Consider the following 23479-nt stretch of genomic DNA (forward strand, 5'->3'; position numbering starts at 1 on the left):
GATTGATAACAATGGAAAATAACTCAAATAAGACGAGTAGAAGAGGTTTTATAAAGAGCGCGGCAACAGCTGCTGCGGCTTTTATGATCGTCCCTCGCCATGTATTGGGCGGAAATGGCTTTACAGCTCCAAGTGACAAATTACAAGTAGCAGGTATTGGTGTAGGGGGTAAAGGTTTTAGTGACATCAATGCATTCCATGATTCAGGAAAAGCAGATCTTGCTTTCTTGTGTGATGTGGACGACCGTCGTGCAGCTGGTGCATTGAAACGTTACCCGAAAGCAAAGTATTACAAAGACTACCGTGAGATGTTGGATAAGGAGCACAAACGTATAGAAGCCGTTTCTGTATCAACTCCAGATCATCAACATGCGATTCAGGCACTTGCAGCTATGCAATTGGGTAAACACGTGTACGTTCAAAAACCGTTGACTCACGATGTATGGGAAGCGAGAGCATTGACGCATGCAGCTAAAAAATATAAAGTGGTTACCCAGATGGGAAATCAAGGTGCATCGAATGATGGACCACGTTTTGTACGTGAATGGTACGAAGCAGGTCTGATCGGTGATGTACATACGGTATATTGTTGGACAGATCGTCCGGTATGGCCTTCAGGTATTGCATGGCCAACAGGCAAGGCCGAAGTTCCAAAAGAATTGGATTGGGACCTTTGGTTAGGTACAGCGCCTTATAAAGAGTATGTGGATAAATTGGTGCCTTTCAACTGGCGCGGCTGGTGGGATTATGGTACTGGCGCATTGGGCGATATGGGCTGTCACTTGTTGGAAGTTCCTTTCAGTACCTTGGGATTGACTTATGTACAGGATGTACAGGCAACTGTAGGATCGGTGTATGTGGATGAATTCAAACGTGGATATTTCCCTGAAAGCTGTCCTCCATCGAGCCATGCGACATTAACATTCCCTAAAACACCACGTACCAATGGTCCGGTGACTTTACATTGGATGGATGGTGGTATTCAGCCTGCTCGCCCGGATGAATTAGGTCCAAACGAAATTTTTGGTGATGGTGGTAACGGTATCTTACTTGTAGGTACAAAAGGTAAAATCCTTGCGGATACCTACGGCCAGAATGCACGCTTGTTGCCGACTTCAAGAAAAGAGCAGGTGGCACAGAAATATGCCCGTGTACCAGGACAAGAAGGTGGACACTACGCACAATGGGTTGAAGCTTGTCAGGCTGGATACGGCAAGAAAGAAGTAAGTTCACCTTTTGAAATAGCAGGTCCGTTGACAGAAGCTTTATTAATGGCTAACCTGGCAATCAGAGGTGCTGATTTACGTATTGATGGTAAATACCCTGGACGTAACCTGAAATTGTTGTGGGATAACGATAACATGCGTGTCACCAACTTTGACAACGTCAATCAATATGTAAAACGTAATTACAGACAAGGTTGGGAAATGAAATATAATTTCTAAAATTAAGATATTTAGTAGTATGAATAGAAGAGAAGCATTACAACGAGTTGCCTTAATTTTAGGAGGTACCGTTATCGGCGCTAATTTATTTTTGGAAGGTTGTACACGCTCAGCAACCAAAGATGTGCAAGCATTATTTGAAGCGAAGACAACTGATTTATTAGGTGACTTGGCTGAAGCAATCTTACCAGCTACCGCAACTCCGGGTGCGAAAGAAGCAGGGGTAGGAAGTTTTATCCCAGTCATGGTTCGCGATTGTTATACGGAGAAGCAACAAAAGGCATTTTTAACTGGTTTTGCGAGCTTAGATGATAAGGCAAAAGAGGTGAAAGGAAAACCATTCCTGGAGCTTTCTGCGGAAGACAGAACGGCTGTTGCAGCTGCTTTGGATAAAGAAGCAAACGAGTTTAATAAAAAGCAAGCTGAAGATCAAAAGGATATTCTGGAGAAGAATAAAGAAAAACAAAATCAATTGTATAATTATGTTGAGAACGATCCACCACATTGGTTTACGATGTTCAAACAATTGACATTGACCGGTTTCTTTAACTCGGAGCTGGGTTGTACAAAAGCATTACGTTTTGTGAAGATACCGGGAAAATTTGATGGTAACCTTCCTTACAAAAAAGGCGATAAAGCATTTGCATAAACGATGCGCTATGTAAGATAAAAAGGGAGGCCCGTAGCCTCCCTTTTTTTATTGTTTCGCGTTCTTATCTTGTTTTCCCTTTTTATTTTGTTTCTATGGCCAGCGCAAAATGAATGCGCTGCTGTTTGGTCACTGTCATAAAGTAACCCTGATCTGTCGCATCACCATTAATCTCTACAGTATCATTATAGCGTAATTCACGCAGGTAATTCATCTCTAAGGATCTGATCTGATTGGTCAATACAAGCTCAATGGGCAATCTGTCCATACACCAGTCCAGGTATTTTACATTGTTGGCGTGATTGACAATATCCAGGTCAGAAAGCCTAACGCTATATTCATCAATATTTTTGACGGTCTGGGAAATATCCAATTTTGAAAATGGCTGTTGTGTTGCCGGGCGATCAGGATAGGTGGTAAAATCTTCAGTGGAAATTGCGAGTGTTTCAGAGCTCCTTTTCACGGTATTGATAATAGCCCAATAACTGGTTGCAGTAACAAAGATCTCTCCATTGACTGTAATTTCGAAATTCCGCGTTGAGCGTGCGCCCTCTAATTCTTGAACCCAAGTTTTCACCTTGACATGGTCCATCCATTTGGGCAAGCGTGCAATCTCTATGCGTATGCGGCTAAGTACCCAGGTTTGGTTATGTTTGGCCATTTCTTTAAAACCGAATCCAACAGCATTGGCATGTTCTCCCGCGGTAAGCTGCAGGATATTGGATAAATCGGAGAAACGAATACGGCCGTTAGAATAGCATTGTGTGAAATAAATTTCCCACTCTTTTTCAAAAACAGATTTTTCCATTTACATATTGTTTTGATCAAAAATAGGCAATATGAATGATTTGGGCTATAAATTCAAAATGAAATGACACTATATTTAGATATCTCGTTATAAATGCCTGTTGGGCTTGCTGGTGCCCCTCAAAGCGGAGCAGTGTGTCCAAAGTACAATCGTTTTTTTATTGTAAAATAAATGATAGTTTTCAAGGATTTAATTGATTTTTATCATGGGAATCGGTAGATTTAAATAAGCCAATGGCAGAAAGAGATAAAATAAGATTGGCTTTAAAGCGTTATAAAAGTAGCATAGCGCAAAACAATAATTTACACATTAAATGCTAGTATTATGGTTGGAGAACTAATAGCTAAAGAGGAAATTCCTCAATTTAAATTTATCCCGGCGAGTGAAGATAAGACAGCGACTTTTATGGATAAATTGAAAGGGGCACTTCGGTTGGGAAATGAGTTTAAATCCAAAACTGAAATCGCCTTTGAGACTGATTCCGGACCAAAGCGTATCGAGACCACCGTATGGTCGTTAACCGATAGATATATTCAGATAAAAAGTGGCGTGTTAATACCACTGAAATCTATTATAGCAATAGACTATTAAATAGACAAACGAAAGGCTCCTCATTTAGTTAAGGAGCCTTTCGCTTTTTAAAAATAGATGCTGATGAAAAGCGCTTCAAAATCCTGTTCCTTCATGAAGAGGACCTCTTGAAAAAAGAAATTTCTAATACGTTTCGCCTGTTAATTCTTTTAGGCGTATCTCGGATACCTTCGCATCATATTGTGCTGTATAGCTACGTGTCATTACATTGATGTAGTTTAACTGCGCTGTTCTTACTTCTAAGGTTGTGTTGGTACCGATACGGAATTTATCCATCGTGATGTTTAAATTTTCTTTTGCCAGTTCCTCATTTTTCCGTTCTACATTAGCCAGCTCCATATTGGTGATGTAGGTTTGGAATAGGGTTCTGACCTGAGCCTGGATATCTTGTTTTTGTTGCTGTATCTGTAGCTCGGAGCCTTTAATCTGAAATTTGGCAATCCGTTCGTTTCTATTTTGCAGAAATCCATTGAAAATATTAAGGGAAGCCGATACGCCGTAGGTAAGACCTCTATTTTTGTTTTCTGTCGAGAAACCGAGGGAGGAGTGGGATTCGTTCCAGTTGTACCCACTATTTAGGCCAATTTTTGGATAACGTTCGGCCTTAACTGCTTTTAAGTTGAGCTCGGCCACCCGATTGTTGATGATGGCAAGCTGAATCTGCGGATTTTGTCGATCGGCAATTTCGATCAGATTACCAAGTTTAAGATCTGTATCAAGTTTCATTTCGTCTTCAATTTGAAAATCCAGGCTCAAGTCGCGCGTCATCAGCTGATTGAGGTAAGTTTTGGTATTTTTGAAGCTTTCCTGCTGTCTGAGCAGGTTTGTCTGATCGGTATTCAAATCGACTTTTGCATTCAGGAGGTCAAGCTTGGAGCCTTTTCCGATCTCCAGGCGATTTTCGGCAAGCGTGACACGGTATCTCGATAAGGTGATGGTTGTATCTAGGGCATTTAACAGACGCTTTTGCTGCACCAGATTGTAGTAGGTTGCCATGACTTCGCTGAGCTGGGTAATCACTTGATATTTAATCTCCGCTTCCCCTTGACGTTGTATTTCTTTGAAGCGATCGCGACGGGCGAACATGCCCAATCCATCGAATATCGTCCAGTTTAGGTTGACTCCATACGACATGTTATCATTCTTTGCATTGGAAATCTGTTGTATTTGACCATCTGCTCTGACCTGTCTTGAATTCTGGATGGAGTTACTTCTATTGAACGTTCCAGTTACTGCCGGAAGCATACCAGCGCTTCCCAGACTGGTATTCTCCATATCGATATTATTGTCATTTTTAGCCAAAAGAATCTTGAAGTTATTGCTCAACGTTGTTTTTAGCGCATCTTCCAAGGTCAGTATCTCTTGTGCACGAGCTTGAAACATGATGGAGTAAAGTAATACTAGTAGGATGAAATTTCTCTTCATGTCTTTATTATTCGTAGCTTTTAATGTTATCAAATTCAGGTCTATGCTTTTTTTGTCTTGACCACATGTAATAGATTGCCGGGATAATGAACAAGGTTAGGATAAGGGAGAATATTGTACCACCAACGATAACAACCCCCATACCAATTCTACTCGTTGAAGCAGCTCCAAGTGACATGGCAATCGGTAATGCACCCAAGGCAATGGCTAGACTTGTCATTAAGATCGGTCTGAGGCGTGATTCGGCAGAGTGCATAATGGCCTCAAATTTTTCCATTCCCTCTTCGCGCATCTGGTTGGCAAACTCAACAATCAAGATACCGTTTTTGGTCACGAGACCGATAAGCATAATGGTTCCAATTTGGCTGAATATATTCCAGGTTTGATCAAATAACCATAGACTTATCAGTGCTCCGGCAACGGCCGTGGGGACCGTAAGGATAATGATAAATGGGTCGAGGAAGCTTTCAAATTGAGCTGCTAAGATCAGGTAGATAAGCAACAAAGCAAGCCCAAAGGCAAATAGTGTATTGGAACTACTTTCAACGAAGTCACGTGATTCGCCGCTGAGGTCGGTGGTGAAACTTTGATCGAGTACCTTTTCTTTTATGCGATCCATTGCTGCGATTCCGTCGCTCATACTCATGCCTGGCGCCAAACCGGCTGAAACTGTAGCCGACATGTAACGGTTATTGTGGTAGAGTTGAGGAGGGCTGCTTTCTTCCTTGACGCTTACAACGTTGTCTAACTGGATAAGCTGTCCGAGGTTATTACGCACGTAAATTGACGCAAGGTCCGTAGGTGTGGCTCTACGGTCGTTTTCAACCTGGCCTATGACCTGATATTGTTTTCCATCACGCATAAAATAAGCGAAACGCTGGCCGCTTAGTAATAATTGGAGGGACTGCGAAACGTCAAGTACGGAGACGCCCAGACTGAGGGCTTTCAGACGATCAATTTCGACATGCAGTTCGGGTTTGTTGAACTTCAAGTTGATGTCCGTTGTGGAGAATGCCGGATCGCTATTGACCTCATTCATAAATTCGGGTATCTTTTCCTGAAGTTTTTCAAAATTTTGTGCCTGGATAATGTACTGAACAGGTAATCCACCTCTGCGATTCATGGATATCGTTGGTGTTTGCGAAACATTGACGCGGACACCATCGTATTTTTTTGTCCATTTGGTCAGTTCTTTTGCAATATCATCCTGAGACTTTTTACGTTCACTGGGATCTACCAGTGTCATCCGTATACGTCCGGAGTTGACTGAGCTTGCGCCGAAACCCGGAGAAGTAATGTTTAAACTGATTTTGTTCTCAGGAATGGAATCGTAGACCAATTTGTCCAATTCCTGCATGTATCGGTCCATGTATTCATAAGTGGCACCTTCAGGGCCCGTCACATTGACAGAAATGCTGCTTCTGTCATCATAGGGCGCCGTTTCTTTTTTAATGGAGGAGAAAAGGATGCCAATAATCACAAAACATAGGATCAGAATTGGAAAGCTTATCCATTTGAATTTCATGAATTTTTCCAGCGCATTGGCATAACCTTTATTCATTTTGACGAACATGGGTTCTGTCCAATCGTAAAATTTCGTCTTCTTGTGTCCACCGCCTTTGATCAGATAGGCGTTGAGCATCGGCGTGAGGGTGAGGGAAACAAATGCGGAAACCAATACGGCCGAGGCGATGACGACACCAAACTCCCGGAAAAGCCGTCCCACAAAGCCCTGAAGAAATATAACGGGTAAGAATACGGCTGCAAGTGTGATTGAAATGGAAATAACAGCGAAGAATATTTCCTTAGACCCTTTCAGGGCCGCCTCAATAGGCGACATTCCCTCTTCAACTTTCTTGAAGATATTTTCGGTAACCACGATACCGTCGTCGACAACAAGCCCTGTCGCGAGTACAATAGCGAGCAGCGTCAGTACATTGATGGAAAAACCAAAAATATACATAATAAAGAATGTCGCGATCAAAGACACGGGAATATCCAGAAGAGGTCGTAGGGCTATGCCCCAGTCGCGGAAGAAAAAATAGATAATCAAGGTGACCAGAATGATCGAAATCAGGAGTGTCTCGGCAACTTCCTCAACAGATTTTTTAATGAATGTCGTATTATCAGAAGCGATGTTGAGTATAATATCCTGCGGCAGATCTTCTTTGATCTGATCGAGCATTTTATAGAAATTGTTGGCAATATCGAGGTAATTTGTTCCCGGTTGCGGAATAATGGCAATACCGACCAGCTGTTTACCATTACTGACCATTTTTGTTTCGAGATTTTCAGCATCTATTTCTGCCCGGCCAATGTCGATGAATTTAACAATGCGGCTGCTGTCGGCTTTTAGAATGATATCATTGAATTGCTCGGGTGTGGAAAGATTTCCTACTGTTTTTACGGTAAGCTCAGTGGTGTTGCCGACAATCTTTCCAGAAGGCAATTCAACGTTTTGATTATTCAATGCCGTACGAATATCCGAAGCGGTGATACCATAGGCGGCCATACGGTCGGGGTTGAGCCACAGACGCATGGCATAGCGTTTTTGACCATAGATCTGTGTGCTGCTGACACCGGGGATGGTTTGCAACCTTTCGGAAATCACATTTTCGGCGTAGTCGCTCAGCGAAAGTTTATCGCGCGTCTCACTTTGCAGTGTCAATGTAATAATCGGATCGGAGTCCGCATCGGCTTTGGATACCACCGGCGGGGCATCAATATCCTGTGGCAGGCTTCGCACGGCTTGGGATACTTTATCCCGGACATCATTTGCGGCTTCCTCAAGGTTCTTTTTTAAATCAAACTCAATGGTGATATTACTGGATCCCTGATTGCTCGAAGAAGAGATGTTGCGGATACCATCGATCGAGTTTATGGCCTTTTCTAGCGGCTCGGTAATCTGAGATTCAATGATATCTGGATTGGCGCCGGCATAATTTGTTCTGACGGAAACAATCGCTGGGTCAATAGAGGGGTATTCGCGTACGCCAAGAAAACTAAAACCAATATAGCCAAACAATATGATGGTAATATTGACGACAATAGTTAAAACAGGGCGTTTAATAAAAACTGCAGATAAATTCATGTACAACTAGTTAGCTAATGATACCTTAACTTTTGCTCCATCTTTTAAAGACAGAACGCCCGTGGTTAAAACGGTGTCACCGGCACTGATGCCAGATAGAATGACGATGTCTTTGTCGGTACGCGCACCTGTTTCAACCTTCACTTCCTTGGCAAGGCCATGCTGTAATACAAAGACCTTTTTCCCGTCCTGTACGGGAACAATGGCTTCTGTTGGAATGGATATCGCATCGTTTTCCACTTCAATCGGCACAATCACATTGACAAAGGATCCGACTTTCAATTTGCCCTGATCGTTCGTTGCTCTGGCGCGGACGGTGAGTGTTCTGGTGTTAAGTGATACTTGCGGTTCAACGGCGTAAATGTTTGCTTTTATGACGGTTGGGTCGTTGGCTACGCTGAACTCAATGGGCATGTTTATTTTAACAATATTGCTGTATTTTTCAGGAACTGCAAAAGTAATTTTGACAAGATTGTCCTTCACTAAGTTCGTAATCAGGGTACTGGATGAGACAATGGCACCTACGGAAATATTCCGAAGTCCAATCATGCCACTAAAAGGGGCGCGGATGGTTGTTTTAGATATTTGTGCCTGAATCAACTGGATCTGTGCTAAGGAGGTTTTTAAGGCTGCACTGGCTATATCAAACTCTTCCTGACTGATTGCTCCTTTTTGCAATAGCAGTTTGGCTCGACGTTCATTTTCGGCATTCAGCTGGTTTGTTGTTTGTGCTTGTCTTAATTGCGCCTGAAGTTCAATATCATCAATCTTGATCAAGGGTTCGCCCTGTTTGATGCGCTGCCCTTCGGAGAAATAGATTTTGGTGATTCGACCACTTACTTCACTTCTGATTTCAACCTGCTCTTCTGCGTCAATGCTTCCCGAGAGATTAATGGATCTATCGGCGACGGAAGATTTGGCAATGATAGCCTGTGCGGGGACTGGCATATCTTTTTTCCCATTGGGCTTATCAGCTTCTTTTTTGTCTTTTTTAGCATTTATCAGAAAGTATCCACCTCCGAACACAGCACAAGCCAAAAGGAGGTAAATGATCGATTTTTTATTCATACGGATATAGTCTCTTATGTACTTTTTACATTTAACGGGTAAATATAGGTTTATTATTATGCCAATATCAGTTGTCAAAAGGATTTTACAATACGACCAAAACTTTGCAAATGAACATCGAAATGGACGTAGCGGGAACGATTGGAAATAAAAAAAGCCAGAAATAAGTTTCTAGCTTTATTGTTAACTATTTTTTTGATTTTGTTTTTTGTGCCACTTCTGTTGAAGTCTCATTTTTTACTTTTGGCTTAATGTCTGATTTCGATAGATGTGGTCTTCTTTTTCCAAAAGAGCCATTTGATATTTTTCCTCTTCTGGTTTTGATATCACCTTTTCCCATAGCGTAAAATATTTTGGTTTTAACAAATTATATTGATTACCTAAATATAACACTTTCTTTTCGGATGTTCAACCTGTTCATTATTAAATAATTGGAAAAATACGTTTTTGAATAGCTACATTGAAGTTTTGGTTAATCGTGTCGAAAAATAAATTATTGATGGGCCTGTTTTCGGCGACTAAATAGGGGATTTCCAATATTTTGTTCTTTAACTTGATACGGTAGTAGCCGTATAATAAACCTTTGGTCGTTTGAATTGATTCTATTTTCTGAACGGCTTCTATGTCCTTAAAAATGTTAAAAGCATAATTTTCTCCTTTTAGCTGTTCAATAAAAACCGCATTGGTTTTCGCATTGTACCAGATTTGTTGGCTTTTGAGCTTACTAAAGTGGTTGTTGAACAGAAAGAGATAGCCCAACAAGAAAAAGGCAATCGGAAGCAAGAACAGGACAATTTTTATCTTCATGAACAGCAAAACGGTGATCAAAATGAGGATAACCCCCATAACAGCATTGGAAACGCTCTTCTTTAGATTTGCCTGGATGACTGGCGTTGAAGCTTCAATCAACTGAAAACCTGATTTTAAATTTCTGGACATATCCTCGGTAAACCCAAATAGATTGAATTTTTTGCGTATCATCAGATAAGCAATAAGAACAATAAGCCCAATGATCAAAAACCGCATATTTTTCTTCTAGTATTGTTCGTCTTCGTTCGGGTATTGTACCGCTTTTACTTCGGCCACATAATTTGCTACTGCTGTTGTGATTTGTTCGTGCAAATTAGCGAAATGACGCATAAATTTTGGTTTGAAATCAGCATTCATTCCAAGCATATCGTTAATCACAAGGACTTGTCCATCGCAATCCGGCCCGGCCCCAATACCAACAGTTGGAATCACCAATTTTTCGGTTACTGTTTTAGCTAATTTTGCTGGTATCTTTTCCAGAACAATTGCAAAACAGCCCGCCTCCTGCAAAGCGAGTGTATCTTCGATAAGTTTAGCGGCTTCTTGTTCTTCTTTTGCCCGCACACCAAAATTTCCAAATTTATTGATGGATTGGGGAGTCAAGCCCAGGTGTCCACATACAGGGATGCCTCCGGCAACGATTTTTTTGATGTTTTCGATGATTTCAAGACCTCCTTCTAGTTTCAATGCGTGCGCACCTGATTCTTTCATCATGCGTACAGCGGCATTGTAAGCTTCATTGGCGGAGCCCTGATAAGATCCAAATGGCAAATCTGCTAATACCATGGCACGTTCGGTACCTCTAGCAACGGCAGCGGCATGGTAGATCATATTATCTAGGGTGATAGGCAAGGTAGTTTCGTAGCCAGCGAATACGTTAGCAGCAGAATCTCCAATTAAAATAACGTCAACACCGGCTTGATCGACCATTTTGGCCATGGAGTAATCATAGCTTGTAAGCATAGAAATCTTTTCCTGACGTTCTTTCATGGCTTGCAGCATTGCTGTGCTTACTCGTTTCATTTCTTTGTTTACAGACATCTTAACTTATATTGTGTGTTCAAAAGTAAGCTTTTTATCATACATTGACCAATATTCTGCCTTGTGTTTTGTATTTTTGCAGAATGATACAAAATGAGACTCGTCTATTTAAATTCCCCAAATTTTCAGAATTAATCATCCATGAGGATGAAAATTTGATCGTTATCAATAAACCGCCGTTTGTCGCTTCGTTAGATGAACGTGAGGGAGGGGAGGTCAATATTCTTCGTTTGGCGAAGAAATATCATCCTGATGCACAGGTGTGCCACCGCCTGGATAAAGAGACCTCGGGTATTTTACTAATTGCAAAAAATCCAGAAACATACCGTACAATCTCCATTGCATTTGAAAAAAGAAAAGTGAATAAGATTTATCATGCGGTCATAGGAGGTACACATACTTTTCAGGACTTGCTTGTCGATTTACCCATCTTGAACCAGGGCAATAAAAACGTATCTATTGACCGTGCAAACGGTAAACCGGCCGAGACCATCTTCAATTCGATCAAATACTATAAGAATTATACTTTGGTGGAATGTAAACCTATTACAGGACGTATGCACCAAATCCGTATTCACCTCGCGACACAACATGCCGCTATCGTGGGGGATGATATGTATCGCGGTAAACCTGTGTATTTGTCCCAAATTAAGAAAAGGGGATATACATTGTCCAAAGATGAAGAGGAGCAGCCTATTATGAAACGTTTTGCGCTCCATTCAAAACAGGTTGAATTTGAGTTGAATGGAGTTAAGATGGCTTTTGAGGCACCTTATCCAAAGGATTTTGCGACCTTATTGAAGCTGTTGGATAAGTTCGATGCTTAATACCGGGATTGCCTAATGAGTCCAAAGACAAGAAACATCATCGGAAACGTTGTATTTGTACTGCTCATCGGTTTGTTGATCTGGCCAACAAGTAGAAGTTATTTTCAGCAATTTTTAATGAAACTGGGTTTTTTCAACCCTAAACTGGAGCTTGTTTCAGCTACTAAAGAATCCGACAGGCGGGCTCCAGAGACTTCATTCAATCATGTCTCCTTTGTCAATTCGCGGGAAGAAACAATCAAGGTGGCGGATCTGAAGGGAAAAGTGGTCTTTATTAATTTTTGGGCAACCTGGTGTGCTCCCTGTCGTGCCGAAATGCCTTCGATCAATGTACTCTATGAGCGGTATAAAGATGACCCAAATATGGTGTTTTTAATTGTGGAGATTGAAGGCGACAGGGCTAAGGCTGAGGCTTTCATGAAAGAACAGCAGTTGACCCTGCCAATTAGTTTTCCAAATAGCGATATTCCAAAAGAATGGCTCTCGGGGCCGATTCCATCAACGGTAATATTGGACAAAGCGGGTAAGATCGCGACACGGCATGAAGGTATGGCGGATTATTCAAGTCCGGATGTAGGCAAATTTATGCAAGATTTAATCAATAAATAATTTTTAAGATCTCTAAATATAGTATGACAAGAGCAGAACTTATTCATCAAATAAAAGCGAAACGCTCATTTCTATGTGTCGGACTCGATACAGACCTCACCAAAATCCCGGAGCATCTTTTAGATGATGAGGATCCGATCTATAGCTTCAATAAGGCCATCATAGATGCAACAGCTGATTTATGTGTTGCCTATAAGCCTAATATTGCGTTTTATGAATGTTATGGTATTAAAGGCTGGCAGTCGCTTCAAAGAACCTGGGCAGCGTTGCCAAAGGATTGTTTCAGTATTGCTGACGCAAAAAGGGGCGATATCGGTAATACGTCGGGACGTTATGCGATGGCATTTTTTGATGAAAAGACGTCTGGACTTGGATTTGATAGTATTACTATCGCACCTTATATGGGGAAGGACTCGGTGACACCATTTTTGGATTTTAACGATAAATGGGCAATCGTACTTGCGTTGACATCGAATGAAGGTAGCCTGGACTTTCAAAATTTTGAAAACAAAGAAGGATTGCAATTGTTCGAACAGGTGATCGATAAAGTCAATACTTGGGGTACACCTGACAATTTGATGTATGTGGTCGGAGCAACACGTGGGGAGGGCTTTATTAAAATTAGAGAACATGCACCAGATCATTTTTTATTGGTTCCAGGAGTGGGGGCACAAGGCGGCTCGCTTGAAGATGTTTGTAAATTTGGTATGAACAAAGATTGCGGGCTTTTAGTAAACAGCACAAGGGGAATTATCTATGCCTCAAACGGACGTGATTTCGCTGAAAGGGCACGGGAGGAAGCGCTGATTCTACAGAAAGAAATGGAAGTAGAACTATTAAAAGCAGGCATTATTTCCTGATTTGACATTTAATAATTCATTCGTAATACTTACCTTTGCAGCATGCCAGAAAAAATTATAATTCTAGACTTCGGGTCTCAATACACACAGTTAATCGCTAGACGTGTCAGAGAACTAAATGTGTATTGTGAGATACACCCGTTCAATAAATTGCCAGATTTTGACGATACCGTAAAAGGTGTTATCTTTTCGGGAAGTCCTTATTCTGTTAGACAAGAAGATGCACCGCAAATTGATTTTGTTGCTATTCAGGATCGTTTCCCACTTTTAGGAGTTTGTTACGGAGCGCAATACATTGCTCAAAAATCAGGAGGTGAAGTGTTGCCATCTGAAATTCGTGAATATGGTCGTGCAAATCTGCAGTTTGTCAATAGCGAGAATGAATTATTGGCAGGAGTACCCATTCAATCGCAGGTATGGATGTCACATGGAGACACCATCAAAGAAGTCCCTGCAAATTTTGATATTATTGCAAGTACGGATAAAGTGCGCGTTGCAGCTTATCAAGTAAAAGGCACCCGTACCTATGGTATACAATTCCATCCGGAAGTAACACACAGTACAGATGGTGCTATCTTATTAAAAAACTTCGTTGTAAACATTTGTGGTTGTGCACAGGATTGGACACCAGACGCATTTGTTGAAACAACAGTATCCGCTTTGAAAGAACAATTGGGTGACGATCACGTTATCATGGCTTTGTCAGGGGGCGTAGATTCTACAGTAGCAGCGGTATTGTTGCACCAAGCAATTGGAAAAAATTTACATTGTATTTTCGTAGATCATGGTCTGCTTCGTAAAGATGAATACGAGCAGGTATTGGATTCTTACAAAAATATGGGGTTAAATATTAAAGGAATAAATGCCAAGGATTTATTTTATGGTAGATTAGCTGGAATCTCTGAACCAGAAGAGAAACGCAAAATCATTGGTAATTCATTTATTGATGTTTTTGATGAAGCTGCAAAAGAAATCCAAAAGGAATTACCTGAGGGAATTGAAGCGAAATGGTTGGGACAAGGCACAATTTACCCAGATATTATCGAGTCGGTTTCAGTGAAAGGACCTTCAGCAACAATCAAATCACACCATAACGTTGGTGGTTTACCTGATTTTATGAAATTGAAAGTCGTAGAACCACTTAAAACGTTGTTTAAAGATGAAGTAAGAAGAGTAGGAAAAGCTTTAGAAGTGGATCAGGCAATTTTAGGCAGACATCCCTTCCCTGGACCAGGTTTGGCAATTCGTATTTTAGGTGATATTACGCCTGAGCGTGTACGTATTGTACAAGAGGCTGATGCGATCTTTATCAATAATCTGAAGGAAGCTGGCTGGTACGATAAAGTATGGCAAGCTGGTACAATTTTCTTGCCAGTGCGTTCTGTAGGCGTGATGGGTGACGAGCGTACTTACGAGCATGTTGTTAGCTTACGTGCAGTTGGTTCTCTTGATGGAATGACTGCGGATTGGATACATTTACCATATGACCTGTTGGCAAAAATTTCAAATGAAATTATCAACCATGTGAAAGGAATAAACAGAGTTGTATATGATATCAGTTCAAAACCGCCCGCTACAATTGAGTGGGAATAAAATATGGGTTGCGGCACTTGTAGCATTATGCCTTGCAAGCTGTACAACCAAAAAAAGCACAGTATTGCGTTCGCCTTCCTCTGGTCAAGGCGAACAGCAAACTGCTGTGACTAAACCGGCCGTTGACAAAGAGACGACGATTGCCAAAGTGGGCGATGTGCAAAATGTCAATGGGCACGCCGTGAAGAATAATCGAATAGCACTACTATTGCCATTTGAGTTAAGTGGTATTGCCGGTACAATTACAAAAGAAGATGTGGAGCGTTCTTCCCTGGCACTTGATTTTTATCAGGGGTTTCAGTTGGGCCTTGACAAAATTGCCCAAGAGGGCGCTTTATTTGATTTACAAGTAATTGATTCTCGAGACAATGTTGCCTATAATGCGACCTTGGGGACAGCGGTCAATGTGAAGGATGCCGTACTTGTGGTGGGCCCGGTGTATCCACGTGAGATAAAAAGCTTTGGGCAAACATTTGCAAATAAGAATGTGCTGCAAGTTTCTCCCTTGGCGGCCACTATGGCTTCTGAATTTAGCTTACCTAATTTGGTTTCCATAACACCTTCTATTCGAACACATTCCGAGACATTGGCGAAATATGTTGCTGATCAATACTATACGGGTGATCAAATATTAGTATACGATGCCGGTGACGATGAAAGCAAACAGTTTCTAGTTAATTTTGTTAGCGAAATTTCAAAAGCCAATGCACAGGCAAAAGTGAAAACGGTTTATAATCTTGCTGAACTGGATAATAGTCTTGTCTTGACCGGTTCAAATCATATTGTAAGTGGTACAGCCAATAAGAATCTTGTTAAAGCTTTATTGGATAAGATGGACGAACGCTTTTTGAATCCAGGTAATCAATTTAAGTTGTATGGACATCCAAACATGGCTAAGCTTTCGTATGAGAATTTCGAAAATATGGATTTTTATGGACTTACTATTACTTCTTCCAACTTGGTGAATGAGAGTGATAGTGATACCCGTAAATTTATTGGAAATTATAAATCGGCTTATAAAGTGGACCCGTCTGAATTTTCTTATAAAGGTTATGACGCGGCGTTGTATTTCGGTCGATTGATCCACAAATATGGCGTAGATTATGTTAGCCGAATGACGCAGGATAAGTTTTCGGGATTGAATAGCGATTACAAATTTGAATTTTATCCAAAATGGGGCTATGCCAATAGAGCTTTGGGTATGATGGTTTATCACAACAAAAAATTTGAAAGAAAATAATCTTTGAATGGCTGAATTCAGTGAAAGACGTGTTCATCAGCAAATACGTAATTTTGAGCGGGCAATGGATGGTTTTGAAGCGGATCAACCCTTTTCGCGTTATTTGACTACTTTTTTTAAGCTGAATAAGCAAATGGGATCATCCGATCGCAAGGCTACTTCCCGTTTATGTTATAATTATTTTCGTCTGGGAACGGCAGCTTCGCAGCTGTCACAACAGCGTAGATTGGTGCTTGCGGAATTCCTGTGTGAACACGAAAGCCCCTTGGTGGCTCTTTTTGAGCCTTCGTACAGCGATAAGATCCAGCAACCACTGAAGGACAAAATTGCATTTCTGGAATCAGAAGGCGTTTTTAACCTGAATGACCTCTTTCCATTTACGGATCATATTTCTGATGAGATCGACATGGTACAATTTTTAGAGAGCCAGTTGATACAGCCTTATTTATATATTCGGGTGAAACGCGGCAAGACAAAAGTCGTGTGCGCTATTTTGGATAACAATCAGATTCCTTATTCCATGATTGGCGATCAGACTATTGCCTTGAATAATGGAACATCTTTGCAGCGATTTGATGTGTTGGATGGGATGATAGAAGTGCAGGATCTTTCTTCACAGCGCACGTTGGATTATATGGATCCAGCTGAAAAGGAATCCTGGTGGGATGCGTGCGCAGCTTCAGGTGGCAAATCTCTCTTATTGATGGACGCTTGTCCGACTGTCAATCTTTTGGTATCCGATGTTCGCATGAGTATTCTCCGAAATCTCGATGAACGTTTTGACCGTGCTGGAATAAAGCATTACCGAAAGAAAATACTCGATCTTACCAAGGATACCTTTGCGCTTCTTGGGAGCGAAAGATTTGATGGAGTGTTATTGGATGCGCCTTGTACAGGATCGGGGACTTGGGGGCGTACACCAGAAATGGTTAGACAGTTTCGGGCTGCTAAGATTGGCGAATTCAATGCACTACAAAAAAATATTGCAAGTAATGTAGTAGGACATGTTAAAGTGGGCAAGCCTTTGATTTATATAACCTGCTCCATTTTTAAAGCGGAAAATGAAGATGTTGTCAATTACATTGTGGATAATTTTGGTTTTGAAATCGAACGCATGGACTATTTGAAAGGTTATGAAGAGAAAGCGGATAGTATGTTTGTGGCGCGATTGATTAAAAGGTAATTTTCAGAAGCAATAAAAGCAAAAGGCTATTTTTTCCAATGAAAAAATAGCCTTTTATATTTAGGGATCAATTAATATCAGTCACATTTACTGGGAATAACGAGCACAGGGCAAGTTGATTTGCGAATGACTGACTCGGATACGGAACCAGAAATGAAATGATCAAAGCCAGTCCGTCCATTGGTCCCCATAATAATAAGATCGGCGGACCACTCATGGGATGCCGCCAGAATTTCTTCTTTAATGGATCCAATTCGATTAAAAAGATATACTTCGCCTGCACCTGTAAACTCGCGGCTTATTTTCTCAAGGTATTTTTGTGCATTATCCTGTTCCATTTCCGATACTTCCGGAACAATGATAGGTTGCTGACCTAATAGTGGATCCGCGCCAAAGTTGGCCGGAGAAGTAGGGGGAACAACAGTGACAAGCGCTATAGAGGCTCCAAATACTGCGGCCATTTCTTTGGCATATAGTATCGCCTTCTCTGAGCATGGTTCGTCGTCGACAGCGACGAGTATCCTTTTGAATTTTGAGTTTGTATTGTCCATTTCTACTATAATTAATTTATCTTCGTCATATAATATATAATCACATTTTTGACGATTTTGTTTTGTTTAGCACATGAAATATGGTATTTGTACACTAGCTCTCGTTCCGTTACGTTCAGAACAGGCACACCGCAGTGAAATGGTTTCTCAGGTATTGTTTGGGGAACTTTTTGAGATCCTTGATGAACAGGCCGATTGGACCTCAATACGTCTATTGGAAACGGACTATTTGGGTTGGATTCAAAACGGACAGTTTCAGGAACTAAACGATTTGGATAGGCAACATTATCTGAGTGGAAAACCTACTATCGTTGGACGGGAGGGGGGAGTTCTTTTTACCGATACAACACAATTTCAGCTCTGTCATGGTACCAAGCTTTATCTAAATACAGGGAATACCGTCAATTTATCGCCATTGACATTAACGTATCAAGGTAGTATCAATACCTTTACCAAAGAGCAATTTGAAACCGAGGTGGTGCAATTGGCCTTAAGCTATCAGGACGTTCCTTATTTATGGGGTGGACGTTCACAATGGGGAATTGATTGCTCCGGTTTCTCCCAATTGATTTATAGTTGCTTTGACCTTTCCTTACCTCGCGATGCTTACCAGCAGGCGGAGATGGGGCAGACAGTGGATTTTGTTTCGGAAATACGGGTAGGGGATTTGGCTTTTTTCGATAACGCCGAAGGAAGGATTACCCATGTAGGGATTATGCTGGATCGCGATACGATTATCCACGCTTCAGCGAAAGTGCGTGTCGATCGGATGGATGCGGAGGGTATTTTTAATGCTGAACAGAACCGTTACACACACAAACTCCGGATTGTTAAACGGTATTATTGGTAACAATTTTGACAGGAAAAAAAGGCTATAAGTAATTATAGCCTTTCCTATTGTTAAATTCCGTACTGACTAGAAGTGGAATTGTACACCTAAAGTTGGCGCTAATGAGTTAACGTTCAGACCAAATGTATTTACTGCAACGTCATTCGTTTTATCTTTATTGTAGTTGTAATATAAACCTCTGACTTTTAGTTCGATACCGATTTTGCTTGTCGGGAAGTAAGCTAAACCTGGAGCTAGTTCCACACCATATGATTCGAATTTATTTTTTGTCTCTACGTTAATTACTTCAGTTGTGGTTGTACCCCACGCCATTGGAACTGACAATTGAGCAAAGAATCTTACAGGGCCATTTGCAGAATACTTTCTAGCGAAAGGTGATACCTGAAAAGCATCGTTTTTAACGCTATTATCTTTACTTGTTTCAGTTTTTCCCCAGTTGTAACCAATTCCAGTACCAATTGCCAAGTTGTCGCTTACAAAGTAACCAACTGTTGGGTTGATTGAGAATGAATTATTTTTATGATCAGTATCTTTCACTTTCGATGTTTCGAAGCCAAGTTGACCACCAACCATAATTTTTCCTTGTTCAGTTTGCGCTTGTGCTGCTATTGTTAAACCTGCAATGGCAGTCAATGTTAGTAAAACTTTTTTCATGTCTTTTTTATTTAAAATAGTTTGTTCTAATAAGCCAGTAAATACTTCCTGACTTTTTAAATTTGTTAGTCAAATATCGAAATCTTATTTTAATTTTTTGTCACTAGATTGTCTAGATGTTTTGCCGTTATGGTAATTGATAGTAGTTCAGCGCGTTAAAATTTAGTGTATTTTTATTTTTATCGTTTCTATTTAACGATAATGATATTGGCCTGACTTTTTGTTTTTAATTGTCAATTTCAAGTAAGAAGATAAAAAAAAGCCATTTGTCAACAGCGGACAAATGGCTTTTTTTTGTATTTGAAAGACCGATTTTAATCGAAATATTCTTTGATTCGCTCGAAGAATGATTTTTCACTTTTACCTGGTTGAGGTTTAAAGTTTGGTGATTCTTTCAGTTTGTTCAATAATTCTTTTTCTTCGTTAGACACAGCTTTTGGTGTCCAGATATTAACGTATACAAGTTGGTCCCCTTTGTGATAAGAGTTGACTTCGGGAATACCTTTTCCTTTTAACCGTAAAATTTTACCGCCTTGTGAACCGGGCTCAATTTTGATCTTCGCTTTTCCATCTATTGTAGGAACTTCCACGCTAGTGCCTAAGGTCGCATCTACGAAATTAATGTATAGATCATAGATTACATTTAGTCCGTCGCGTTTTAGACTTTCGTGTGGTACTTCTTCGATCAGGATAATTAAATCACCTGGGACGCCGCCACGCGGAGCAGCATTTCCTTTTCCACTCATGGAAAGTTGCATGCCTTCACTTACACCCGCAGGAATATTGATCGCAATTGTTTCCTCACCGCGTTCGAGTCCTTCACCTCTACAAGTTGTACATTTTGCTGTGATTTCAACACCTTCACCATTACACGTAGGGCAAGTGCTTGTTGTTTGCATTTGTCCTAAGATGGTATTTGTTACTCTTCGAACTGATCCTGATCCGCCACAGGTTTTACAGGTATGGAACGAAGATTTATCTTTAGCACCAGATCCGTCACAAGAATGACAGACCACTTGTTTGTTGACCTTTACCTTTTTCTCGACGCCTTTGGCAATTTCTTCGAGTGTTAATTTAACTTTTATGCGTAAATTGCTTCCACGAGCTACCCGACGGCCGCCACGTTGGCCACCGCCACCGCCAAAGAAACTTTCAAACGGATGTCCTCCACCAAAGATATCACCAAATTGGCTGAATATGTCTTCCATATTCATACCGCCGCCACCGCCAAAACCACCACTTGCAGAATTACCGGCATGGCCAAATTGGTCATAACGTTGACGTTTTTGTGGATTGCTCAAGATATCGTATGCCTCAGCAGCTTCCTTAAACTGTTCTTCAGCTTCATGATCACCAGGATTTTTATCCGGATGGTATTTTATCGCTAATTTGCGATATGCTGATTTAATCTCCTTCTCGTCCGCTGATCGCGAGACACCAAGTATATCGTAATAATCTCTTTTTGACATCGTCTTAATATTATTGACCTATAACTACCTTTGCGTGACGGATCACTTTGTCACCTAGGTAGTACCCCTTTTCGATCACGTCAACTACTTTATTCTTTAATTCTGCTGTGGGTGCAGGAATTGCTGTGATAGCCTCTTGTAATTCAGGATCGAAGGCTTGGCCTATGGTATCCATTTCCTTTAACCCCAATTGCGACAACGTTTGTCTGAATTTGTTGTTAACAATATCCATTCCTGTTTTTACAGATTCAACATCTGTCGCTGTTTCCATGGCTGTTAACGCTCTGTCAAAATCATCTAGTGTAGGTAATAGCTTACTGATGACATCTTTTCCTGCTGATTGAATCAATTCAACACGTTCTTTGCTTGTACGTTTTCTATAATTGTCAAATTCAGCAGAAAGACGAATGTATTTATCCTTTGCCTCTGCCAATTCTGCAGCCAATTTCTCTTCAGTAGACAGTTCTTCTGCTATATTATCAGCAGGCTGTTCCTGTTGTTCAGAAGAATTTGTTTCTACTGGATCTTGACCTTCATCGTAATAATTATCTTGCTCATTCATATCTTCAATGCTAAAATTAGATTCAAAAATTTACTCTATGCTTCGTTTGTCAAAGTTTTTGCCAAACAATAAAATTCCGACAGCTTGTCAGATTTTATTAAAAAAGCCTAACAATTTGTCGGAATCTTATTTTTATATGTCAGTTTTCTGTCTAGATACTGACATTGTCCTGTAATACCCCATCAGTAGTTTTGATGATGCGGGATGGCATATTACGGATAATGGTATAATCGTGTGTTGCCATTAAAATAGCCGTTCCCGAATTGGCAATGTCACGCAATAATAAGACGATTTCTTCTGATGTCGCAGGATCTAAGTTACCGGTCGGCTCATCTGCCAGAATAATTTCAGGATTATTTAGTAATGCGCGGGCAATTACAATGCGTTGTTGCTCACCACCAGAAAGCTCATGTGGCATTTTCTTAAGTTTGGAACGAAGCCCAACTTTTTCCAATACATCCAATATCCGGCTATCGATCATTTTCTTATCTTTCCAGCCTGTTGCTTTCAGTGCAAATTCGAGGTTTTTCTCGATGCTTCTATCGGATAAAAGATGGAAGTCCTGGAATACAATACCCAATTTTCTACGCAGGTAGGGAACATCATTTTCGTGCAGCTTTTTAAGATCAAAGCCCGCAATCATTCCCTCACCATTGCCGATGTATAAATCGCCGTAAATGATTTTTAGTAAACTACTTTTTCCACTGCCGGACTGGCCGATAAGATAAATAAACTCTCCTTTACCAATGTTTAAATTGACATTGGACAATACCAAATGTTTTTGTTGGAAGATATCAACGTTTTTTAATGTAATGACTTTATTTTCAATCATGGAAGCTAAAATTCTAATTTTTTAATTTGCCCAAAAGGCATTTCTTTAACCAGTTGCATGATATATTCTGCCTTTTCTCCTAATCCAATCTTATCAAGTGATTTATCTGGGCGGTCGACTCTAAAATATGCCAGCAAGGTGAAGGCATCATCTCTTAATTGAACATAATCAGGGATTTTGGCGACACCTTTTACTTTAATGATATACATAATTTCAAAGTTAGTATTTTTAATGCAATTTATTTACTATGAATTTAAAGGAAGCTTATTGGTTTGCGAATAAAAAATCCAATGTATTCACGCCGTCAGCAAAATCATCCAAAGCAGGGCATTGGCTCTCTCCAAAACGAAATACTGGCGAGGGCACATTTAAAGCTATTTCTGATACAACACATTGGATATTTTCTTGCGCTAATTGGAGTTTATTTTCAACTTCAGCCAGTGTTTCGTATGTTTCATAATAAACTACAGCAAGGGGAGAAGCTGTGCGCTCATCCTCCTTTAGCAATAAAAATCCATTATCAAAATGCTTGTCACCGTTGATCAGATAGATGGATTTGTTGTAGTCGTAATTGTTATTATATTTAAAATGTTCCGTCACGTTGTTAAACGCAGCGATACCTTCGAAGAAGTTTGCTATTGGATAATCTTTTGGAATGAATAACTTTGATACAGAGCGACAGCCTAACCCAAAATAATCAAAGATGTCATGTCCCAGTGATTCAAGCTGGTCAGGAGATTCTTTTCCACCGATGATGGCAACACTATTTCTATTGCGACGAATAATATGTGGTTTGGTTCCAAAATAATAGTCAAAATAACGCGAGCTATTGTTGGAACCTGTTGCTATAACCAGATCGAAATCTTTTAGTTTGTCAACAATTTCAAAGGCATCGGTAAAGGACGGGGCAATTTGTTTAAGGAGGCGGAGCACATAACTTGTCAATCCTGCGTCGTCCGATGAGACTTTGATTTTGGCTCTAAAGCCACTGATCAGTACCGATAGCATATCATGGAAGCCAACCAAGGGGATATTGCCGGCCAGAATTAATCCTACAATTTTCGTTGAATTTAGATCTGGATAAGGAGCCAACCAGTGATTCAGCTTTTCTATTGTCAGATTGGCAGCAATGGCTTGAATGGCACGTTCAACATTTTGAGGCGTATACCAGGGGTTTTTATGTTGGGCGAATTGAATGATTTGAATCAAATCATCAGGTCGCTCTTGCAGCCGCTCGCCTAATTTTACAAATGCATTTATTCGTTGTTGCTTTGTCAAAATATTAAAATTTTAAAAGATGAATACACAAATTTGTATTATA

General features: G+C 40.5%; 24 protein-coding genes. 10 read left to right on the top strand and 14 right to left on the bottom strand.

Annotation, left to right across the window (positions count from 1 at the left end; genetic code table 11):
* Window positions 1–11: 11 nt before the first annotated feature.
* Both AACH28_RS01365 and AACH28_RS01370 read left to right on the top strand, forming a co-directional pair.
* Window positions 12–1445 (top strand): Gfo/Idh/MocA family protein, encoded by a 1434-nt coding sequence (locus tag AACH28_RS01365; RefSeq protein ID WP_070561135.1) that lies wholly within the window; start codon window positions 12–14, stop codon window positions 1443–1445.
* Between the two features lie 19 nt (window positions 1446–1464).
* Window positions 1465–2094, top strand: coding sequence for a gluconate 2-dehydrogenase subunit 3 family protein (locus AACH28_RS01370; protein ID WP_070561134.1), 630 nt, complete (start codon window positions 1465–1467; stop codon window positions 2092–2094).
* A gap of 82 nt (window positions 2095–2176) precedes the next feature.
* Here the strand turns inward: AACH28_RS01370 and AACH28_RS01375 are convergent, their stop codons facing one another.
* Window positions 2177–2902, bottom strand: a complete 726-nt coding sequence (locus tag AACH28_RS01375; protein ID WP_341832026.1) for an acyl-ACP thioesterase domain-containing protein — start codon at window positions 2900–2902, stop codon at window positions 2177–2179.
* Window positions 2903–3226: 324 nt separating this feature from the next.
* On the opposite strand from AACH28_RS01375, the gene AACH28_RS01380 reads away from it, so the two are divergent.
* The gene (locus tag AACH28_RS01380; RefSeq protein ID WP_172462508.1) at window positions 3227–3493 is read left to right on the top strand and encodes a hypothetical protein; all 267 of its coding nucleotides are present in this window, start codon (window positions 3227–3229) and stop codon (window positions 3491–3493) included.
* 123 nt (window positions 3494–3616) lie between these two features.
* Here the strand turns inward: AACH28_RS01380 and AACH28_RS01385 are convergent, their stop codons facing one another.
* The 6 genes from AACH28_RS01385 to panB form a co-directional block, all read right to left on the bottom strand.
* Window positions 3617–4918: a TolC family protein gene (locus AACH28_RS01385; protein WP_341832027.1), complete on the bottom strand. Its 1302-nt coding sequence runs from the start codon at window positions 4916–4918 to the stop codon at window positions 3617–3619.
* A 7-nt stretch (window positions 4919–4925) separates the two neighbouring features.
* On the bottom strand, window positions 4926–8009 hold the full coding sequence (locus AACH28_RS01390; protein ID WP_341832028.1) for an efflux RND transporter permease subunit: 3084 nt from the start codon (window positions 8007–8009) through the stop codon (window positions 4926–4928).
* A gap of 6 nt (window positions 8010–8015) precedes the next feature.
* Window positions 8016–9077: an efflux RND transporter periplasmic adaptor subunit gene (locus AACH28_RS01395; RefSeq protein ID WP_341832029.1), complete on the bottom strand. Its 1062-nt coding sequence runs from the start codon at window positions 9075–9077 to the stop codon at window positions 8016–8018.
* Window positions 9078–9264: 187 nt separating this feature from the next.
* Window positions 9265–9417 carry a 30S ribosomal protein THX gene (locus AACH28_RS01400; protein WP_341832030.1) on the bottom strand — a complete coding sequence of 51 codons (153 nt, stop codon included), beginning with the start codon at window positions 9415–9417 and terminating at the stop codon, window positions 9265–9267.
* An 83-nt stretch (window positions 9418–9500) separates the two neighbouring features.
* The gene (locus AACH28_RS01405) at window positions 9501–10103 is read right to left on the bottom strand and encodes a hypothetical protein (protein WP_336835788.1); all 603 of its coding nucleotides are present in this window, start codon (window positions 10101–10103) and stop codon (window positions 9501–9503) included.
* A 9-nt stretch (window positions 10104–10112) separates the two neighbouring features.
* Entirely contained in the window at window positions 10113–10928 is an 816-nt protein-coding gene (panB, locus tag AACH28_RS01410; RefSeq protein ID WP_341832031.1) for a 3-methyl-2-oxobutanoate hydroxymethyltransferase, read from the bottom strand.
* A gap of 83 nt (window positions 10929–11011) precedes the next feature.
* On the opposite strand from panB, the gene AACH28_RS01415 reads away from it, so the two are divergent.
* The 6 genes from AACH28_RS01415 to AACH28_RS01440 are packed head-to-tail and all read left to right on the top strand — an operon-like array spanning window position 11012 to window position 17240.
* Window positions 11012–11755 (top strand): RluA family pseudouridine synthase, encoded by a 744-nt coding sequence (locus AACH28_RS01415; RefSeq protein ID WP_046672902.1) that lies wholly within the window; start codon window positions 11012–11014, stop codon window positions 11753–11755.
* Between the two features lie 15 nt (window positions 11756–11770).
* Window positions 11771–12364: a TlpA disulfide reductase family protein gene (locus tag AACH28_RS01420; RefSeq protein WP_341832032.1), complete on the top strand. Its 594-nt coding sequence runs from the start codon at window positions 11771–11773 to the stop codon at window positions 12362–12364.
* Window positions 12365–12387: 23 nt separating this feature from the next.
* A complete protein-coding gene (gene pyrF / locus AACH28_RS01425) occupies window positions 12388–13224 on the top strand; it encodes an orotidine-5'-phosphate decarboxylase (protein WP_070561124.1) in 837 nt (278 codons plus the stop codon).
* 42 nt (window positions 13225–13266) lie between these two features.
* A complete protein-coding gene (guaA, locus tag AACH28_RS01430; protein ID WP_046672899.1) occupies window positions 13267–14817 on the top strand; it encodes a glutamine-hydrolyzing GMP synthase in 1551 nt (516 codons plus the stop codon).
* On the top strand, window positions 14774–16057 hold the full coding sequence (locus AACH28_RS01435) for an ABC transporter substrate-binding protein (protein WP_341832033.1): 1284 nt from the start codon (window positions 14774–14776) through the stop codon (window positions 16055–16057). The genes guaA and AACH28_RS01435 overlap by 44 nt, the downstream gene beginning before the upstream one ends.
* A gap of 7 nt (window positions 16058–16064) precedes the next feature.
* Window positions 16065–17240, top strand: a complete 1176-nt coding sequence (locus tag AACH28_RS01440; RefSeq protein WP_312747006.1) for an RsmB/NOP family class I SAM-dependent RNA methyltransferase — start codon at window positions 16065–16067, stop codon at window positions 17238–17240.
* A 77-nt stretch (window positions 17241–17317) separates the two neighbouring features.
* On the opposite strand, the gene AACH28_RS01445 is transcribed toward AACH28_RS01440, so the two are convergent.
* Window positions 17318–17791, bottom strand: coding sequence for a universal stress protein (locus tag AACH28_RS01445; RefSeq protein WP_046672897.1), 474 nt, complete (start codon window positions 17789–17791; stop codon window positions 17318–17320).
* A gap of 73 nt (window positions 17792–17864) precedes the next feature.
* On the opposite strand from AACH28_RS01445, the gene AACH28_RS01450 reads away from it, so the two are divergent.
* Window positions 17865–18641, top strand: coding sequence for a C40 family peptidase (locus AACH28_RS01450; protein WP_341832034.1), 777 nt, complete (start codon window positions 17865–17867; stop codon window positions 18639–18641).
* A 66-nt stretch (window positions 18642–18707) separates the two neighbouring features.
* Here AACH28_RS01450 and AACH28_RS01455 read toward each other — a convergent pair whose 3' ends face one another.
* The 6 genes from AACH28_RS01455 to AACH28_RS01480 form a co-directional block, all read right to left on the bottom strand.
* Entirely contained in the window at window positions 18708–19295 is a 588-nt protein-coding gene (locus AACH28_RS01455; RefSeq protein ID WP_341832035.1) for an outer membrane beta-barrel protein, read from the bottom strand.
* A 314-nt stretch (window positions 19296–19609) separates the two neighbouring features.
* Window positions 19610–20764 carry a molecular chaperone DnaJ gene (dnaJ, locus tag AACH28_RS01460; protein ID WP_341832036.1) on the bottom strand — a complete coding sequence of 385 codons (1155 nt, stop codon included), beginning with the start codon at window positions 20762–20764 and terminating at the stop codon, window positions 19610–19612.
* A gap of 10 nt (window positions 20765–20774) precedes the next feature.
* Window positions 20775–21326 carry a nucleotide exchange factor GrpE gene (locus AACH28_RS01465; RefSeq protein ID WP_112376358.1) on the bottom strand — a complete coding sequence of 184 codons (552 nt, stop codon included), beginning with the start codon at window positions 21324–21326 and terminating at the stop codon, window positions 20775–20777.
* Window positions 21327–21477: 151 nt separating this feature from the next.
* A complete protein-coding gene (locus AACH28_RS01470; protein ID WP_070561120.1) occupies window positions 21478–22158 on the bottom strand; it encodes a cell division ATP-binding protein FtsE in 681 nt (226 codons plus the stop codon).
* 5 nt (window positions 22159–22163) lie between these two features.
* Window positions 22164–22367: a fructose-6-phosphate aldolase gene (locus tag AACH28_RS01475; protein WP_070561119.1), complete on the bottom strand. Its 204-nt coding sequence runs from the start codon at window positions 22365–22367 to the stop codon at window positions 22164–22166.
* A gap of 55 nt (window positions 22368–22422) precedes the next feature.
* A complete protein-coding gene (locus tag AACH28_RS01480; protein ID WP_341832037.1) occupies window positions 22423–23436 on the bottom strand; it encodes an acyl-CoA reductase in 1014 nt (337 codons plus the stop codon).
* Window positions 23437–23479 lie beyond the last annotated feature (43 nt).

The sequence above is a fragment of the Sphingobacterium thalpophilum genome (genome assembly GCF_038396785.1).
Taxonomy (GTDB): domain Bacteria; phylum Bacteroidota; class Bacteroidia; order Sphingobacteriales; family Sphingobacteriaceae; genus Sphingobacterium; species Sphingobacterium thalpophilum_A.